The sequence below is a fragment of the Streptomyces sp. NPDC041970 genome (assembly GCF_055588985.1).
In genome coordinates, this window is record NZ_JBVJCD010000001.1 from 66202 (window position 1) to 83348 (window position 17147).

Below are 17147 nucleotides of genomic sequence, written 5' to 3' on the forward strand. Positions count from 1 at the left end.
GGATGGCGGACGTGCAGCAGCGAACCGTGCTCGTCGTCCTCTTCGACGGCGTCCAGAGCCTCGACGTGACCGGCCCGATGGAGGTCTTCGCCGGCGCGTCCCGGTTCCCCGGCGTCTCCTACGACCTGCGGACCGCCTCCCTCGACGGCGCGCCCGTCCGGTGCACCAGCGGTCTGACCCTGGTGCCCGACGGCGGCCTGGCCGACGCCCCCGACCCGCACACCCTGCTCGTGCCCGGCGGCCGCGGCACCCGCGCACCGGACGCGGAGCTGACCCGCTGGCTCGCGGAGCACGCGCCGCGGGCGCGGCGGCTCGTCTCCGTCTGCACGGGGGCGCTGCTGCTGGCGCGGACGGGGCTGCTGGACGGCCACCGGGTGACCACGCACTGGGACCACTGCGAACAACTGGCCCGCGACCATCCGCGGGTCCAGGTCGACCCCGAGCCGATCTTCGTACGGGACGGGCGGCTCGCCACCTCGGCGGGCGTCACCGCGGGCATCGACCTCGCGCTCGCCCTGGTGGAGGAGGACCACGGGCGCGAGATCGCCCTGACCGTCGCCCGGCACCTGGTGGTGTTCCTGCGCCGGCCGGGCAACCAGGCCCAGTTCAGCGTGCAGCTCAGCGCCCAGACGGCACGGCGCGAGCCACTGCGCGAGGTCCAGCACTGGATCGCCCAGCACCCGGACGCCGACCTCGGCGTGGAAGCGCTCGCGGCGCGCGCCCGGCTCTCCCCGCGCCACTTCGCCCGCGCGTTCCGGGCGGAGACCGGGACGACTCCGGGGCGGTACGTCGACCGCGTACGCCTGGAGCACGCCCGCAGGCTCCTGGAGGAGAGCGCGGACGGCGTCGAGCGGATCGCCCGCGCCAGCGGCTACGGCACGCCGGAGGCCATGCGCCGCGCCTTCGTGAAGGCTCTCGCCACGGCTCCGGCCGAATACCGGCGCCGCTTCCGCCCCCCGGCGGCCGCCCCCGCTTCCGAGTGACCCCGCCGCCGCCCCGGCACCGGTGCGGCGGACGACCGACCGAGAGGCAGCTTCCATGCAGATCGCCATCCTGCTCTTCGACCGCTTCACAGCCCTGGACGCGGTCGGCCCCTACGAGATGCTCAGCCGCGCCCCCGGAGCCGAGACCGTGTTCGTCGCCGAACGGTCCGGCCCCGTCCGCAACGACGGCGACAGCCTCGCCCTCGTCGCCGACCGCACCCTCGACGAGACGCCGTCCCCGGACGTGGTGGTCGTGCCCGGCGGGCCCGGCCAGAGCGACCAGATGGAGAACGCGGCGCTGCTGGGCTGGCTGCGCGCGGTGGACGCGACCAGCACCTGGACCACGTCGGTCTGCACGGGGTCGCTCCTGCTGGCGGCGGCGGGGCTGCTGACGGGGAGGCGGGCCACCTCGCACTGGCTGGCGCTGGAGGCGCTGAGGGGATTCGGCGCGGAGCCGACCGGGGAGCGCGTCGTCCTGGACGGCAAGTACGTCACGGCCGCCGGGGTCTCCTCCGGCATCGACATGGGGCTGACCCTGCTGGGCCGGATCGCGGGCGACGACGCCGCGCGCTCGGTGCAACTGCTCACCGAGTACGACCCGCAGCCGCCCTACGACTGCGGGTCCCCCGAGAAGGCCCCCGCCGCCCTGGTCGAGGAGTGGCGGGCCCGCAGCCGCCACGTCAGCCGGTAGCGCCCGCGGTGTAGGTGAACCGCGGCGCGCGCCGCTCCAGGAACGCGGCGACGCCCTCCGCGGCGTCGCCGCTGCCGCGCGCCTGGCCGGCCCAGTACGCCTCGCGGTCCGTCCGGCCCGAGGCGAACTCCTTGGCCGCGCCCTGGGTCAGCCCGGACCGGGACGCCAGCACCCGTGCGTACGCCTCGACCCGCTCGTCCAGGCCCCCCGCGGGCAGCACCTCGTCCACCAGCCCGGCGCGCAGCGCCCGCTCCGTGCCGATCAGTTCGCCGGAGAACAGCAGGTGCTTGGCCGTGGCCGGGCCGACGAGGGCCACCAGCCGCCGGGTGGAGGAGGCGGGGTAGACGATGCCGAGCTTCGCCGGGGTGACCCCGAAGGAGGCCCCCTCCTCGGCGAACCGCAGATCGCAGGCGGCCGCCAGTTGGCTGCCGCCGCCCACGCAGTAGCCGCGCACCGCGGCCAGCGTCGGCCGGGGGAACGCGGCCAGCGCCTCCTCCGCCGCCACCGCCAGGCCCTGGGCCTCCTCGGCGCCCTCGCGCAGCGCGGAGATGTCGGCCCCGGCGCAGAAGGTGTCCCCGGCCCCCGTCAGCACCAGCACCCGCACCGCCGGGTCGGCCGCCAGCCGCTCCAGCAGCTCCGGCAGGCTCCGCCACATCGACGCGGTCATCGCGTTGCGCTTGGCGGTGTGGGCGATGACGACGGTGGCGACGCCGCGCTCCACGGACGGGATCAGCCGGGGTTCCGTACGGTCCATGCGCGGATGCTACCGGCTCGGTTCGAACCTATGATCAAGAAGGGGCGCGCAGCGGACACGCACCGTGAGGAGCCGTCGATGAACGGACGCACCGCAGAGGGCCGGAAGCTGAGCAGGGGCTTCGGCCGACTCGTCCTGCTCGGCATCCTGCTGGTGATCGCGGGGGCCGTCGGCCTCGTGTACACCGGCGTCGCCACCCTCACCTCGATGCTGCTCTTCGGCTGGCTGCTGCTGCTCGGCGGCCTGGTCGGACTGGCGCACGCGATCGACTCCCGCGGCACGAACTACTTCTGGCTGGGCGTCGTGGTGGCCGCGCTCAACCTCGCCGCCGGCGTCGTGGTCATCCGGCACCCCGAGGGGACGGCGGAGGCGCTGACCATGTTCGCCGCCCTGCTCTTCCTGACCGGCGGGGTCTTCCGGCTGGTCGGCAGCGTCGTCGTGCGCGGCCCGCAGATGGGGTGGACCCTGCTGCAAGGGGCCTTCGGGCTGCTGCTGGGCCTGCTGGTGCTGTTCGACTGGCCGCACAGCAGCCTCTACGTCCTGGGGCTGTTCTTCTCCCTGGCCCTGCTCTTCGACGGCCTCGGCCTCATCGCCGTCGGACTGGGCGGCCGCCGCGTGGTCACCATGGTCTCGCCGCGGCGCGACGAGTAGTCCCCGACCGCCGACGGACCGAGCACGTGACCAGGAGAGTGACAGAAGCAGTCCTCGACCGACGAGATCGCGCGCTTTCGGTCGAATAACGCCGATACCTGGCTACTTCCGGTCAGGGGCACGGGTGGGACCACGCCGTTGCCAACACTCTTTACTCGACGGTCAGTACAGAGCGAGTGAGAGCTGGTGCCGGACGATGGAGAGCCCAGGAAGCATCCCCACCGATCCCCTCGTGTACGACGGGGTCTGGCGCTTCACCGCGCCCGCCGTGGACGCCTCCGTGCCCCGCGCCCGGCACGCCGTACGCGACCTCCTCGCCCGGCAGGGCGTGCCCATCGAGGACGAGGTCCTCCAGGGGCTGCTCCTGATCGTCTCCGAGCTGGTCACCAACGCGGTCAAGCACGCGGCGCTCCTCTCGCCCGAGCTGGCCGTCGAGGTGGCCGTCGCCGCCGACCGGGTCAGAGTGGCGGTCGAGGACAACCACCCCTACCGCCCCACCGCCCTGGAGACGGACTACGCCCAGACCGGCGGCCGGGGGCTGCTGCTGGTCAAGGTGGTGACCGAGGAGGCGGGCGGCGCGTGCGACGTGGAGCACACCGCGAGCGGCGGGAAGGTCATCTGGGCGGCGCTGCCGCTCAAGACGCGGCTCTGACCGCCCCGCCCACCGCCCGCAGGCCCTCACCAGCCCGCGGAGGGCCCCGTCAGCTCGCGCACGGCCGGCCGCGCCGCGTCCAGCACCGTCATGAACCACGCGGAGAACGACCCCCGCGCGTGCAGCTCCGCCAGCTCCCGCGCCGTCACGAACGCGGTCTCGCCGACCTCCTCCGGGTCCGGCTCCAGCTCCTTGCGGGCCATCCCCACGAACAGGTGGTTGAACTCCTGCTCCACCAGCCCCGACGCCGGGTCGGGGTGGTTGTAGCGCACGGTTCCCGCCTCGGCCAGCAGCGAGGGCGACAGCCCCAGCTCCTCGTGCGTGCGCCGGGCGGCGGCGGCGAACGGGGACTCGCCCGGATAGGGATGCCCGCAGCAGGTGTTCGACCAGACACCGGGGGAGTGGTACTTGCCGAGCGCGCGGCGCTGGAGCAGCAGCCGCCCCTGCTCGTCGAAGAGGAACACGGAGAACGCGCGGTGCAGTCGTCCGGGGGCCTGGTGGGCCGCCAGCTTCTCCGCGGTGCCGATGGTGGTGCCGTTCTCGTCGACCAGTTCGAGCATGATCGCTTCTGCGGTGCCGTTCGACGAGCTGTGCGTCGCGGTGGCTGGTGTGGTCGGCATACCCATCCTTCGCTTTGGTCCCCGGCCTCGTGCGCCGGGCCCCTGGAGTCCGATCAAGTCTGCCGTACAAAAGCCGCTTGTCCCCACTTCGGGTCCGGGCATGTCCGCCCCGCCCGCGAGCGCGCCGGGGGAGGGCGGACCGCTCAGCCGGCTGCGCCCGCCGGCCGCAGGACGTACGCGGCGTAGCCGTACTCCGCCCCGTACGCACGCCGCACCGCCAGCTCCTCGCGGGTGGCGGCGAGCGCCCACGCCATGCCGGGGACCGCGGGGTCGGCGCTCTCGACCCGCTCGGCCAGCGGGGCGTAGTAGGCGTCCCAGTCGCTGTCGGGCTGGACCACCACCGCGTCGACCGAGCACCCCGCGGCGACGGCCGCCGCGGTGGTCTCCGGCAGCGTGCGCAGGGGGCCGTGGCGGTCCCAGAAGTCACGCGCCCCGGACGAGGGCGCGTCGGTGGTCCAGACGCAGTCGGAGACCATCATCGCGCCGCCCGGAGCCAGCAGCCGCTGCCAGTCGCGGACCGCCGTGTCGAACCCGACGCAGTACGCCGACCCCTCGGCCCACACCAGGTCGAAGGAGCCCTCCGGGAACGCCGGGCCGGTGAGAGAGCCCATGTCGGCCCGGACGGTGCGGACCCGGTCGCCGACGCCGCGCGCCTCGGCCGCCTCGCGCGCCTCGTCCAGGAACGGCCGGTGCAGGTCGACCGCGGTCACCTCCGCGCCCGCCTCGGCGGCGAGCAGCACCGCGGCCCGGCCCGGCCCGCAGCCCAGGTCGAGCGCGCGCGGCCGGTCGGGGAGCGGACCGGCCAGCGCCAGCAGCCGCCGCGTGGTGGCGTCGGAGCCGGGGCTCTGCCGGGGAAGGCCGCGGTGCAGGGCGAAGAACGCCTCGGTCCGCTCGGCGTCGGTGGAGTCGGTCACGGCGGAGACCCTTTCACGTACGCGCGCTCGGGCGGTACCGGTGGCCGCCTCTCAGTGGCACAGCCGCGCCTCGTGCTCCGCGTGGCCGCCCGGCTCCAACTGGAAGGTGCAGTGCTCCACGTCGAAGTGGTCGCCGAGGCAGCCCTGCAACTCGTGCAGCAGCTTCTCGTGCCCTATCGAGTCCAGCACGTCCTGGTGCACCACCACATGGGCGGAGAGCACCGGCATCCCCGAGGTGATCGTCCAGGCGTGCAGGTCGTGGACGCCGGCCACGCCGGGCAGGGCGGTGATGTGCTCCCGCACCTCCGCCATGTCCACTCCCGCGGGGGCCGCCTCCAGCAGGACGTTCAGGGTCTCCCGCAGCAGCTTCACGGTCCGGGGGACGATCATCAGGCCGATCACCAGCGAGGCGATCGGGTCGGCGGCCTGCCAGCCGGTGGCGAGGATGACGCCCGCCGACACGAGGACGGCCACCGAGCCCAGGGCGTCGGCGAGCACCTCCAGATAGGCGCCCCGGACGTTGACGCTGTCCTTCTGCCCGCGCACCAGCAGCGAGAGCGAGACCATGTTGGCGACCAGGCCGACCGCGGCGAACGCGATGGCCAGCCCGCCCTTCGTCTCGGCCGGGGTGATGAAGCGGTCCACCGCCTCGAAGAGCAGGAAGCCCCCGACCCCGAGCAGCAGCAGGCAGTTCGCCAGCGCCGCCAGGATCTCCGCGCGGGCGAAGCCGAAGGTGCGGTTCGGGCCGGCCGGCCGGTTGGCGAAGTGGATGGCGAGCAGCGCCATCCCGAGCCCCAGGGCGTCGGTGGCCATGTGGGCGGCGTCCGCGATCAGGGCCAGCGAGTCCGACAGCAGGCCGCCGACGACCTCCACGACCATCACGCCCAGCGTGATGCCCAGCGCGATCCGCAGCCTGCCCCGGTAGGCGGCGGCCGCAGTGCCGGTCGGGGGAGGCCCCCCGTGCGTATGCCCGTGATCGTGGCCGGCCCCCATGGAACGCCCCTCCCGGTCCGTGCGACGGCGCCGGGACGAACCGCCCGGCGCGTCCAGTGAACTACGGGCGGGGGGTATCCGGCAACACGGCACTGAACACCGTTGTCATCTGCTCTGACCTGCGGAAACGTTCCGCAGGTCAGAGCGGCGGAGCGATCCCGGCCCCTGCTCGGCGCGGCCGCGGAACCCCGTCAGCGACGCGGCTCGGTCCGCGCCTCGGGGTGGCGCAGGCACCAGCCCTCCCAGGCCGACTCCACCATCTCCCGCACGTCCCGGCGGGCCGTCCAGCCCAGCTCCCCGGTGATCCGCGCGGCCGACGCCACCGCCCTCGGGGCGTCGCCGGCCCGGCGCGGCTCCACCACGGGGTCGGGTCCGCGGCCCGTCACCTCTCCGATCACCTCGGCCAGCTCCCGCACCGAGACGCCCTCGCCGCGGCCGACGTTCACCGTCAGGTCCCCGCCCCCGTCGCCCGCCAGCCGCCGGGCGACGGCCAGGTGCGCCTCGGCCAGGTCCGCGACGTGGATGTAGTCGCGCAGGCAGGTGCCGTCCGGAGTCGGGTAGTCGTCGCCGAAGATCCGCGGGGCCTCGCCGCGCGTCAACCGGTCGAACATCATCGGGACGATGTTGTAGACCCCGGTGTCCGCCAGCTCCGGCGCCGCCGCGCCCGCCACGTTGAAGTACCGCAGGCAGGCGGTCGTCAGCCCGTGGGCCCTCCCGGCCGCCCGCACCAGCCACTCCCCGGCGAGCTTGGTCTCCCCGTACGGGTTGATCGGCAGGCAGGGCGTGTCCTCGGTGATGAGGTCGACGTCCGGCACGCCGTAGACGGCCGCCGACGACGAGAACAGGAAGCGCCGCACCCCCGCGGCGACCACCGCCTCCAGGACGACGCCGAGGGCGGCGACGTTCTCCCGGTAGTACCGCAGCGGCTGCTCCACGGACTCGCCGACCTGCTTCTTCGCCGCGAGGTGCACCACACCGCTCACCGCGTGCTCGGCCAGCACCCCGTCCAGCAGCGCCCGGTCCGACGCCGAGCCGCGCACCAGCGCGACGGAGTCCGGCAGCCGGTCCGCGACGCCCGTCGAGCAGTCGTCGAGCACCACCGCCTTCTCGCCCGCCGCGACCATGGTCCGCGCCACGTGCGCCCCGATGTATCCCGCTCCGCCGGTGATCAGCCATGTCATGCCCGTCAGCCTAAGCGCCCCGCGCACCCGGCCCGACGCGCGGTTTGTGACGCGGGGCGCCGATCGATGATGATGATCGCGAACGGTCCCCGCCGCGGCGGGCCCGCCCGAACGGGGTGCGAACGGGCGGTGAACTCGGTCTTCCGTTCATCCGATAGCCTCAGCCGACATGCCGCCGTGCCCCCGTGGCCGAGCTGCCGTGCCCGCCCTCTGCCCGTCCCAAGGAGTGAGTTCGTCTGTCGACCGCCATCCTCACAGGTGCGCCGGTACCCGGATCGCCGCTCGCGGACGATCTGCGGTCCCTCGGCTTCGACGTGCGGAGCGCCGACGGCGCCGACGGCGCCGCGGCCCTCCTCGCCGCCGTCCCGGCGGGGTGCCGCGTCGCACTCGTCGACCCGCGCTTCGTGGGCCACCGGCACGCCCTGCGGCTCGCGCTGACCGACCCGCGCTTCGCCGCCGCCGCCCTGCCGGGCGCGCTCACCGCCCGCCCCGAGGCGCGCGCGGCCCTGCTGCGGGCCCTGCGGGGCACCGCCGCCGCGGCCGGGGCGGGCGCCCCCGTCGTCGCACCGGACGCCGACCCGGCCCCCGAGGACCCCACCGTGCCCGGCCGCACCGCCGCCGCACTGGAGGCCGAGGGCATCGCCGTCCAGCGCCCCGCCCTCGGCTCGCTCACCGCCGCCGTGCCCGCCGACGCCGCCCGGCGGACGGCCGCCGAGGCCGCCCGCGACGCCGTCGACGAGGAGGCCGTACGGCTGCGCGGCGCGGTCAAGGCCCACGACGGCTTCTTCACCACCTTCTGCGTCAGCCCCTACTCCCGTTACCTCGCGCGCTGGTGCGCCCGCCGCCGCCTCACCCCCAACCAGGTCACCACCGCCTCGCTGATCACCGCGCTGGTCGCGGCGGGCTGCGCGGCGACCGGGACCCGAGGCGGTTTCGTCGCCGCCGGGGTGCTGCTCCTGGTCTCCTTCGTGCTGGACTGCACCGACGGGCAGCTCGCCCGCTACTCGCTCCAGTACTCCACGATGGGCGCCTGGCTGGACGCCACCTTCGACCGGGCCAAGGAGTACGCGTACTACGCCGGACTCGCCCTGGGCGCGGCGCGCGGGGGCGGCAGCGACGACGTATGGGCCCTCGCGCTCGGCGCGATGGTCCTCCAGGCGTGCCGCCATGTCGTGGACTTCTCGTTCAACGAGGCCAACCACGACGCGGTCGCCAACACCAGCCCCACCGCCGCCCTCTCCGGCAAGCTCGACAGCGTCGGCTGGACGGTCTGGGCGCGCCGGATGATCGTGCTGCCGATCGGCGAGCGCTGGGCCATGATCGCCGTGCTCACCGCGCTCACCACCCCCCGCGTCGTCTTCTACGCCCTGCTCGTCGGCTGCTCCCTGGCCGCCTGCTACACCACCGCGGGCCGGCTCCTGCGCTCGCTGACCCGCCGGGCCCGGCGCACCGACCGGGCGGCGCGGGCCCTGGCGGACCTCGCCGACTCCGGCCCCCTCGCCCAGGCCGTCGCGGCGGTCGCCCCCGCGCCGCGCCGGGCCTTCACCGCCCCGGCCGCCGCCCTGCTCGGGACGCTGGTCATGGTCGGCGCGGTCCTGCTCCTCCCGTACGGCGACCCGCTCACCGTCGCCGCGGCGGTGGTGCACGTCCTGCTCTCCGGGCTCGCGGTCGCCCGCCCGCTCAAGGGCGCCCTGGACTGGCTGGTGCCGCCGTTCTTCCGGGCGGCGGAGTACGTCACGGTCCTCGTGCTGGCCGCCCGCAGCGACGCGCCGCACGCCCTTCCGGCGGCCTTCGGGCTGGTCGCGGCCGTCGCCTACCATCACTACGACACGGTGTACCGCATTCGCGGAGGCACCGGCGCGCCGCCCCGGTGGCTGGTGCGGACGATCGGTGGACACGAGGGCCGGACCGCGCTGGTGGTCGTCCTCGCCGCCGTACTCACCCCCGGCTCAGGTTTCACCACGGCTCTCACCGCGCTCGCGGTGGCCGTGGCTCTGGTGGTGCTCGTGGAGTCCATCCGCTTCTGGGTGTCCTCCTCGGCCCCCGCCGTACACGACGAAGGAGAACTCGCATGATCGGCCTCGTACTGGCAGCCGGTGCAGGACGACGTCTGCGCCCCTACACGGACACGCTGCCCAAGGCGCTCGTCCCCGTCGACGGCGAGAAGACCGTCCTCGACCTCACGCTCGCCAACTTCGCCGAGGTCGGACTCACCGAGGTCGCGATCGTCGTCGGCTACCGCAAGGAGGCCGTCCACGCCCGCAAGGCCGAGCTGGAGGCGACGTACGGCGTCACCCTCACGCTCATCGACAACGACAAGGCCGAGGAGTGGAACAACGCCTACTCCCTGTGGTGCGCGCGCGACGTCATCAAGCGCGGCGTGATCCTCGCCAACGGCGACACCGTGCACCCGGTCTCGGTCGAGCGGACCCTCCTGGACGCCCGCGGCGAGGGCCGGAAGATCATCCTCGCCCTCGACACCGAGAAGGCGCTCGCCGACGAGGAGATGAAGGTCGTCGCCGAGGAGGGCCGGGGCGTCCGGCGCATCACCAAGCTGATGGACCCGGCCGCCGCGACCGGCGAGTACATCGGCGTCACCCTGATCGAGCCCGAGGCGGCCGAGGAGCTCGCGGACGCGCTGAAGGCCACCTTCGAGCGCGACCCCGACCTCTACTACGAGGACGGCTACCAGGAGCTGGTCGACCGCGGCTTCACCGTCGACGTCGCCCCCATCGGCACCGTCACCTGGGTCGAGATCGACAACCACGACGACCTCGCCAAGGGCCGGGAGATCGCGTGCCAGTACTGACCCGGCTCATCCCGACCCCCGTCGTCGTCGACGTCCGGCGCGGAGCCATGGACGATCTGGCGGGTCTCCTGGCCGACCAGCGGATCTCCTCCTCGGGCAAGCTCGCCATCGCCATCAGCGACGGCTCCGGGCGCGCCCTGCGGGAGCGCCTCGCACCGGTCCTGCCGGGCGCCGACTGGTATCCGGTCGCCGACGGGACGATCGACTCCGCGGTGAAGCTGGCCGACGGCATCAAGGGCAACCGGTACGACGCCGTCGTCGGCCTCGGCGGCGGCAAGATCATCGACGTGACGAAGTACGCCGCGGCGCGCGTCGGCCTGCCCATGGTCGCCGTCGCGACGAACCTGTCGCACGACGGCCTGTGCTCCCCGGTCGCGACCCTGGACAACGACAACGGGCGCGGCTCCTACGGGGTCCCCACCCCGATCGCGGTCGTCATCGACCTCGACATCATCCGCGAGGCGCCCGCCCGCTACGTCCGCTCCGGCATCGGCGACGCGATCTCGAACATCTCCTGCGTCGCCGACTGGGAGCTGGCCCACGAGGTCAACGGCGAGGAGATCGACGGCCTGGCCGCCGCGATGGCCCGCCAGGCCGGCGAGGCCGTGCTGCGCCACCCCGGCGGGGTCGGCGACGACGCCTTCCTGAAGGTGCTGGCCGAGGGGCTGGTGCTGACGGGGATCGCCATGTCGGTCGCGGGCGACTCGCGTCCCGCCTCCGGCGCCTGCCACGAGATCAACCACGCCTTCGACCTGCTCTTCCCGCAGCGCGCCGCCAGCCACGGCGAGCAGGTCGGCCTCGGCGCCTGCTTCGCCATGCACCTGCGCGGCGCCCGCCAGGAGGCCCTCCTCATGGCGGCGGTCCTGCGCCGGCACGGCCTGCCGGTCCTGCCGGAGCAGATCGGCTTCAGCGTCGACGAGTTCGTGCGGGCCGTCGACTACGCCCCGCAGACGCGTCCGGGACGCTTCACGGTCCTGGAGCACCTCAACCTGTCCACCGACCAGATCAGGGACGCGTACGCCGACTATGCGACGACCATCAGTAGCTGAACTCCGTCCGGTCGTCCACCCGCCAGGGGTGAAGGACCGGCGCAGCGGCGAGCACTGGGCCGGGCGCATGTACATGCGGGAGGTCTCGCTGCGCGTGGACCGCTACCTGGTCACCACGCGGGTCACGCCGAACCAGGTGACGTACGTCATGACCCTGGCCGGCGCCCTGGCCGCCCCGGCGCTGCTGGTGCCGGGCGTCGCGGGCGCGGTGCTCGGCGTGCTGATGGTCCAGCTCTACCTGCTGTTCGACTGCGTCGACGGCGAGCTGGCCCGCTGGAAGAAGCAGTACTCCCTCAGCGGGGTCTACCTGGACCGGGTCGCCGCCTACCTGTGCGACGCGGCGGTGCTCGTCGGCCTCGGCCTGCGCGCCGCCGACCTCTGGGGCGGGGGCCGGATCGACTGGCTGTGGGCCTTCCTCGGCACCCTCGCGGCGCTCGGCGCGATCCTCGTCAAGGCCGAGACGGACCTGGTGGGGGTGGCCCGCCACCAGGGCGGGCTGCCGCCGGTGCGGGAGTCGGCGTCCGAGCCGCGCTCCTCCGGCATGGCGCTGGCCCGCCGGGCGGCCGGGGCGCTCAAGTTCCACCGGCTGATCCTCGGGATCGAGGCCTCGCTGGTCGTCCTCGTCGCGGCGGTCGCGGACGCGATCGGGGGCGACCTCTTCTACACCCGCCTGACCGTGGCGGTCATGGCCGGCATCGCGCTGCTCCAGACCCTGCTGCACCTGGTGTCGGTCCTGGCGTCCAGCAGGCTGAGGTGACGGCAGCCATGAAACTGGGCGCGGTGATCATCACCATGGGCGACCGCCCGGACGAGCTCCGGGCCCTCCTCGATTCGGTCGCCGCCCAGCAGGGCGACCGGATCGAGGTCGTGGTCGTCGGCAACGGCGCCCCGGTCCCGGAGGTCCCCGACGGGGTGCGCACGGTGGAGCTGCCGGAGAACCTGGGCATTCCCGGCGGCCGCAACGCGGGCATCGAGGCGTTCGGCCCGTGCGGCACGGACGTGGACGCCCTGCTCTTCCTGGACGACGACGGCACGCTCCCGGAGAGGGACACCGCCGAGCGGTGCCGGCAGGCGTTCGCGGCCGACCCGAGGCTCGGCATCATCGCCTTCCGGATCACCGACCCGGTCAGCGGCGCCACCCAGCGCCGCCACGTGCCCCGGCTGCGGGCGGCCGACCCGATGCGCTCCTCGCGCGTGACGACCTTCCTGGGCGGCGCCAACGCCGTACGCACCAGGGTCATCGCCGAGGTCGGCCCGCTGCCCGCCGCGTTCTTCTACGCCCACGAGGAGACGGACCTGGCCTGGCGGGCCCTGGACGCGGGCTGGATGATCGACTACCGCGCGGACATGGTGCTGCACCACCCCGCCACGGCCCCCTCGCGGCACGCGGTCTACCACCGGATGGTGGCCCGCAACCGGGTCTGGCTGGCCCGCCGGAACCTCCCCGCCCCCCTCGTCCCCCTCTACACGGGGGTCTGGCTGGCGCTCACCCTGGCGAGGCGGCCGTCGCGGCCCGCGCTGAGGGCGTGGTTCGGCGGTTTCCGCGAAGGCTGGACGGCTCCCTGCGGCCCCCGGCGCCCCATGAAGTGGCGTACGGTGTGGCGGCTGACCAGGCTGGGCCGACCTCCGGTCATCTGAGAGGCTTTCCTCTGAGAGCATGAGGCGTATTTTCTTTCCGGGACCTGTCCGCCTGAGCCGCGCCCGCGACTGGCTGCGCGTGAAGACGAGAGTTTCAAACTTGTGAGTGACACGACCCACGACGGCGGGGTAGCCCTCGGCGCCCCGCCGTCCGCCGACGAGGGCCTGAGCGCGGCCCAGACGGCTGCCAAGTACGGCCTCACCGTGAGCGGCGCCCGGCCGGGGCTGCTCGAGTACATGCGACAACTCTGGGGCCGCCGCCACTTCATCCTGGCCTTCTCACGGGCCAAGCTGACCGCCCAGTACAGCCAGGCCAAGCTCGGCCAGCTCTGGCAGGTGGTCACGCCCCTGCTGAACGCGGCGGTCTATTACCTGATCTTCGGACTGATCCTGGGCACCAGGGAGGGGATTCCGCAGGAGGTCTTCGTGCCCTTCCTGGTCACCGGGGTCTTCGTCTTCACCTTCACCCAGAGCTCCGTGATGGCGGGCGTCCGGTCCATCTCCGGCAACCTCGGGCTGGTGCGGGCCCTGCACTTCCCCCGCGCCTCGCTCCCCATCTCCTTCTCGCTCCAGCAGCTCCAGCAGTTGCTCTTCTCGATGATCGTGCTGGTCGCGGTCGCCGTCGTCTTCGGCAGCTACCCCTCGCCGTCGTGGCTGCTGGTGATCCCCGCGCTGATCCTCCAGTTCTTCTTCAACACCGGCCTGGCCCTCATCATGGCCCGGCTCGGCAGCAAGACCCCCGACCTCGCCCAGCTCATGCCCTTCGTCATGCGGACCTGGATGTACGCCTCGGGCGTCATGTTCTCCATCCCGCTGATGCTGAAGGACAAGCCCCAGTGGATCGCGGACGTGCTCCAGTACAACCCGGCGGCGATCTACATGGACCTGGTCCGCTTCGCGCTGATCGACGGATACGGCTCGGAGAACCTGCCCGACCACGTGTGGGCGGTGGGCGTCGGCTGGGCGCTGCTGCTGGGCGTCGTGGGCTTCGTGTACTTCTGGAAGGCAGAGGAACGGTACGGCCGTGGCTGATGACAACGCACAGGGGCGCGTCCCCACGGTGATCGCCGACGACGTGCACATCGTGTACCGCGTCAACGGCACCGGCGGCGGACGGGGCAGCGCCACCGCCGCGCTGAGCCGCATGATGCGGCGGAACAAGGGCGAGTCGCGCGGCGTGCGGAAGGTGCACGCCGTGCGCGGCGTCTCCTTCACCGCCTACCGGGGCCAGGCCATCGGCCTCATCGGCACCAACGGGTCGGGCAAGTCGACGCTGCTGCGGGCCATCGCCGGCCTGCTGCCGACCGAATCCGGCCATGTCTACACCGACGGACAGCCCTCGCTGCTCGGGGTGAACGCGGCGCTGATGAGCGATCTCACCGGGGAGCGCAACGTCGTGCTCGGCGGCCTGGCCATGGGCATGAGCCGCGAGGAGATCCGCGAGCGCTACCAGGAGATCGTGGACTTCTCCGGGATCAACGAGAAGGGCGACTTCATCACCCTGCCGATGCGGACGTACTCCTCCGGCATGGCCGCCCGCCTGCGCTTCTCGATCGCGGCCGCCAAGAACCACGACGTCCTCATGATCGACGAGGCGCTGGCCACCGGCGACCACAAGTTCCGGGTCCGCTCCGAGAAGCGCATCCGCGAACTCCGCAAGGAGGCGGGCACCGTCTTCCTCGTCAGCCACAACAACAAGACGATCCGGGACACCTGCGACCGGGCGCTCTGGTTGGAGAAGGGCGAGCTGCTGATGGACGGCCCGACCGAGGAAGTCCTCAAGGCGTACGAGCGCGAGACGGGCAAGTAGCCCCGGACGCCTCGCGCGGCCCCCGCCGGACCCCTCCCGGCGGGGGCCGCGGTGTGCGCGCCCGTGCGGGGGGAAGGCGCACGCGGGGACGATCTCCTCCCGGCGGACGACGCCAAATCCCCCGCGCCCGAGGAAGGTTGACAGGAACGGCGGCGGAGGGGCGGCCGGGGGCTCCACCCCGGCGATCTCCCGCAAGCCGTACAACGTAAGCTGTAGCGGTGCTGATTCATGGCAAGTAGGGCCTTTCGTCTGTACCGGGCCGGACCGGATGCGCGCCGGGGCGCGCGACCCCCCGGCGCGGCTCGGCGGGCGGCCCGAGGGTGATACGCCCCGGCACCGCGCCACCGTGCCGCAGTGCACTCGGGAGACCGAGCGGCGTGTCCGAAAAGGGTTGTTTTGGGTCAGCAGTGTAGAACGGGAGATGTGACGGCGATGACGGAAGATCTCCAGCTCCGACGTGGTTGCGCCGTCCCCGCGCCGGGCGGCCCGCAGTGACCCCCACCCCGCGGGCGCGCACCGCCGACGCCACGCTCGGCAAGGCCGCGCACGAGAACTTCCCCGTGGCGCCCTTCTTCCTGCCCCGCGCCTGGCGCGACGACCTCATGGCGGTCTACGGGTACGCCCGCCTCGTCGACGACATCGGCGACGGAGACCTCGCCCCCGGCGGCGCGGACGCCCGCCGCCTGGGCCTGGAGCCGGAGCAGGGAGACGACCCGCTCGCCCTGCTCGACGCGCTCGAGGCCGACCTCCACCGGGTGTTCTCCACCACCGGCCAGGAGCCGCGCCACCCGCTGCTGCGCGCGCTGCGCCCCACCGTGCGGCGCCGCGCGCTCACCCCCGAACCCTTCCTCGGCCTGATCGAGGCCAACCGCCAGGACCAGAAGGTCCGCCGCTACGGGACGTACGCCGACCTCGCCGCCTACTGCGAGCTGTCCGCGAACCCGGTCGGCCGCCTCGTCCTTGCCCTCACCGGCACCGAGAGCCCCGAGCGCGTCCGCCGCTCCGACGCGGTCTGCACCGGCCTCCAGATCGTCGAGCACCTCCAGGACGTCGCCGAGGACCTCGCCCGCGACCGGATCTACCTCCCCGCCGAGGACATGGACCGCTTCCGGGTCGGCGAAGCGGACCTCGCCGCCCCGACCGCCGGCGCCTCCGTACGCGCCCTGATCGCCTACGAGGCGCAGCGCGCGGGCGAGCTGCTGGACGAGGGGATCCCCCTGGTGGCCAGTGTCGACGGCAGGCTCAGACTCCTCCTCGCCGGATTCGTCGCCGGCGGCCGCGCCGCCCTCGCGGCCATCTCGACCGCCGGGTTCGACGTCCTGCCCGGCCCGCCCAGACCCACCAGGCCCGGACTGCTCCGCGCAGGGGGAACCGTCCTGCGCGGAGCGCGGGGAGAGAGGTGAGCCGGACCGTGGAGGAACAGCCGACGCACATGTCGCCGCCGGTGCAGGCCGCGTACAGCTACTGCGAGGCCGTCACCGGACAGCAGGCCCGCAACTTCGCCTACGGCATCAGGCTGCTGCCGTACGAGAAGCGGCAGGCCATGTCGGCGCTGTACGCCTTCTCCCGCCGCGTCGACGACATCGGCGACGGGGAGCTGGACCCGCCGACCAAGCGGAGCCGGCTGGAGGACACCCGCGGCCTGCTCGCCCGCGTCCGGGACGGCGCGGTCGACGAGGACGACACCGACCCGGTCGCCGTCGCGCTCGCCGACGCCGCCCGCCGCTTCCCGCTGCCGCTCGGCGGTCTCGACGAGCTGATCGACGGCGTCCTGATGGACGTGCGCGGCGCCACCTACGAGACCTGGGACGACCTGAGGGCCTACTGCCGGTGCGTCGCGGGCGCCATCGGACGCCTCAGCCTCGGCGTCTTCGGCACCGAGCCGGGCGCACGGGGGGCCGAGCGCGCCCCGGAGTACGCCGACACCCTCGGGCTCGCCCTCCAGCTCACCAACATCCTGCGCGACGTCCGCGAGGACGCGGGCAACGGCCGCACCTACCTGCCCGCCGACGACCTGGCCAAGTTCGGCTGCGCCGAGGGCTTCCACCGGGCCTCCCCGCCCCCCGGCTCCGACTTCGCCGGCCTCGTCCACTACGAGGTCCGCCGCGCCCGCGCCCTCTTCGCCGAGGGCTACCGGCTGCTGCCGATGCTCGACCGCCGCAGCGGCGCGTGCGTCGCGGCCATGGCCGGGATCTACCGCCGCCTCCTCGACCGGATCGAGCGCGACCCCGAGGCCGTACTGCGCGGCCGGGTCTCGCTGCCCGGCCACGAGAAGGCCTACGTCGCGGTGCGCGGCCTGTCCGGACTGGACGCCCGCCACGTCTCGCGGCTCAGCGCCAGGGGGCGGGCGTGACGCGCCCCCGCACGCCCGGACGCCGGGCCGCGACGCGAGAAGGAGCGCC

At 73.7% G+C, this 17147-nt stretch carries 17 protein-coding genes and 1 pseudogene; 13 read left to right on the plus strand and 5 right to left on the minus strand.

What is annotated here, in order from left to right:
• Window positions 1–11: 11 nt before the first annotated feature.
• Window positions 12–983, plus strand: a complete 972-nt coding sequence (locus ACZ6EJ_RS00290; protein ID WP_469263304.1) for a GlxA family transcriptional regulator — start codon at window positions 12–14, stop codon at window positions 981–983.
• Window positions 984–1038: 55 nt separating this feature from the next.
• Window positions 1039–1674 carry a DJ-1/PfpI family protein gene (locus ACZ6EJ_RS00295; RefSeq protein ID WP_469263305.1) on the plus strand — a complete coding sequence of 212 codons (636 nt, stop codon included), beginning with the start codon at window positions 1039–1041 and terminating at the stop codon, window positions 1672–1674.
• On the opposite strand, the gene ACZ6EJ_RS00300 is transcribed toward ACZ6EJ_RS00295, so the two are convergent.
• The gene (locus ACZ6EJ_RS00300) at window positions 1664–2428 is read right to left on the minus strand and encodes an enoyl-CoA hydratase/isomerase family protein (RefSeq protein WP_469263307.1); all 765 of its coding nucleotides are present in this window, start codon (window positions 2426–2428) and stop codon (window positions 1664–1666) included. The two genes, ACZ6EJ_RS00295 and ACZ6EJ_RS00300, sit on opposite strands and share 11 nt — an antisense overlap.
• 78 nt (window positions 2429–2506) lie before the next feature.
• Between ACZ6EJ_RS00300 and ACZ6EJ_RS00305 the strand changes: the two genes are divergently transcribed.
• The gene (locus ACZ6EJ_RS00305) at window positions 2507–3079 is read left to right on the plus strand and encodes an HdeD family acid-resistance protein (protein ID WP_469263308.1); all 573 of its coding nucleotides are present in this window, start codon (window positions 2507–2509) and stop codon (window positions 3077–3079) included.
• 196 nt (window positions 3080–3275) lie between these two features.
• Window positions 3276–3731 carry an ATP-binding protein gene (locus ACZ6EJ_RS00310; protein ID WP_469263310.1) on the plus strand — a complete coding sequence of 152 codons (456 nt, stop codon included), beginning with the start codon at window positions 3276–3278 and terminating at the stop codon, window positions 3729–3731.
• A gap of 26 nt (window positions 3732–3757) precedes the next feature.
• On the opposite strand, the gene idi is transcribed toward ACZ6EJ_RS00310, so the two are convergent.
• From idi to galE, 4 genes and pseudogenes are all read right to left on the minus strand, one after another.
• Window positions 3758–4351, minus strand: coding sequence for an isopentenyl-diphosphate Delta-isomerase (gene idi / locus ACZ6EJ_RS00315; RefSeq protein WP_469263312.1), 594 nt, complete (start codon window positions 4349–4351; stop codon window positions 3758–3760).
• Window positions 4352–4509: 158 nt separating this feature from the next.
• A pseudogene (locus ACZ6EJ_RS00320) lies at window positions 4510–5265 on the minus strand (SAM-dependent methyltransferase); the annotation flags it as partial.
• A 51-nt stretch (window positions 5266–5316) separates the two neighbouring features.
• Window positions 5317–6258 (minus strand): cation diffusion facilitator family transporter, encoded by a 942-nt coding sequence (locus ACZ6EJ_RS00325; RefSeq protein WP_469263313.1) that lies wholly within the window; start codon window positions 6256–6258, stop codon window positions 5317–5319.
• 191 nt (window positions 6259–6449) lie between these two features.
• Window positions 6450–7439, minus strand: coding sequence for a UDP-glucose 4-epimerase GalE (gene galE, locus ACZ6EJ_RS00330; protein ID WP_469263314.1), 990 nt, complete (start codon window positions 7437–7439; stop codon window positions 6450–6452).
• A 293-nt stretch (window positions 7440–7732) separates the two neighbouring features.
• On the opposite strand from galE, the gene ACZ6EJ_RS00335 reads away from it, so the two are divergent.
• From ACZ6EJ_RS00335 to hpnD, 9 genes are all read left to right on the plus strand, one after another.
• Window positions 7733–9514 (plus strand): DUF5941 domain-containing protein, encoded by a 1782-nt coding sequence (locus ACZ6EJ_RS00335; RefSeq protein WP_469263605.1) that lies wholly within the window; start codon window positions 7733–7735, stop codon window positions 9512–9514.
• On the plus strand, window positions 9511–10248 hold the full coding sequence (locus ACZ6EJ_RS00340) for a phosphocholine cytidylyltransferase family protein (RefSeq protein ID WP_469263316.1): 738 nt from the start codon (window positions 9511–9513) through the stop codon (window positions 10246–10248). The genes ACZ6EJ_RS00335 and ACZ6EJ_RS00340 overlap by 4 nt, the downstream gene beginning before the upstream one ends.
• The gene (locus ACZ6EJ_RS00345; protein ID WP_469263318.1) at window positions 10236–11297 is read left to right on the plus strand and encodes an iron-containing alcohol dehydrogenase family protein; all 1062 of its coding nucleotides are present in this window, start codon (window positions 10236–10238) and stop codon (window positions 11295–11297) included. Before ACZ6EJ_RS00340 ends, ACZ6EJ_RS00345 begins: the two co-directional genes overlap by 13 nt.
• On the plus strand, window positions 11275–12054 hold the full coding sequence (locus tag ACZ6EJ_RS00350) for a CDP-alcohol phosphatidyltransferase family protein (RefSeq protein ID WP_469263320.1): 780 nt from the start codon (window positions 11275–11277) through the stop codon (window positions 12052–12054). Before ACZ6EJ_RS00345 ends, ACZ6EJ_RS00350 begins: the two co-directional genes overlap by 23 nt.
• A gap of 8 nt (window positions 12055–12062) precedes the next feature.
• Complete coding sequence (locus ACZ6EJ_RS00355; RefSeq protein WP_469263322.1) at window positions 12063–12935, plus strand: glycosyltransferase family 2 protein; 873 nt, start codon at window positions 12063–12065, stop codon at window positions 12933–12935.
• 102 nt (window positions 12936–13037) lie between these two features.
• Window positions 13038–13967, plus strand: a complete 930-nt coding sequence (locus ACZ6EJ_RS00360; protein ID WP_469263323.1) for an ABC transporter permease — start codon at window positions 13038–13040, stop codon at window positions 13965–13967.
• Window positions 13960–14745: an ABC transporter ATP-binding protein gene (locus tag ACZ6EJ_RS00365; protein WP_469263325.1), complete on the plus strand. Its 786-nt coding sequence runs from the start codon at window positions 13960–13962 to the stop codon at window positions 14743–14745. The genes ACZ6EJ_RS00360 and ACZ6EJ_RS00365 overlap by 8 nt, the downstream gene beginning before the upstream one ends.
• Before the next feature lie 491 nt (window positions 14746–15236).
• Complete coding sequence (hpnC, locus tag ACZ6EJ_RS00370) at window positions 15237–16148, plus strand: squalene synthase HpnC (protein ID WP_469263327.1); 912 nt, start codon at window positions 15237–15239, stop codon at window positions 16146–16148.
• 29 nt (window positions 16149–16177) lie between these two features.
• A complete protein-coding gene (hpnD, locus tag ACZ6EJ_RS00375) occupies window positions 16178–17098 on the plus strand; it encodes a presqualene diphosphate synthase HpnD (protein ID WP_469263607.1) in 921 nt (306 codons plus the stop codon).
• Window positions 17099–17147 lie beyond the last annotated feature (49 nt).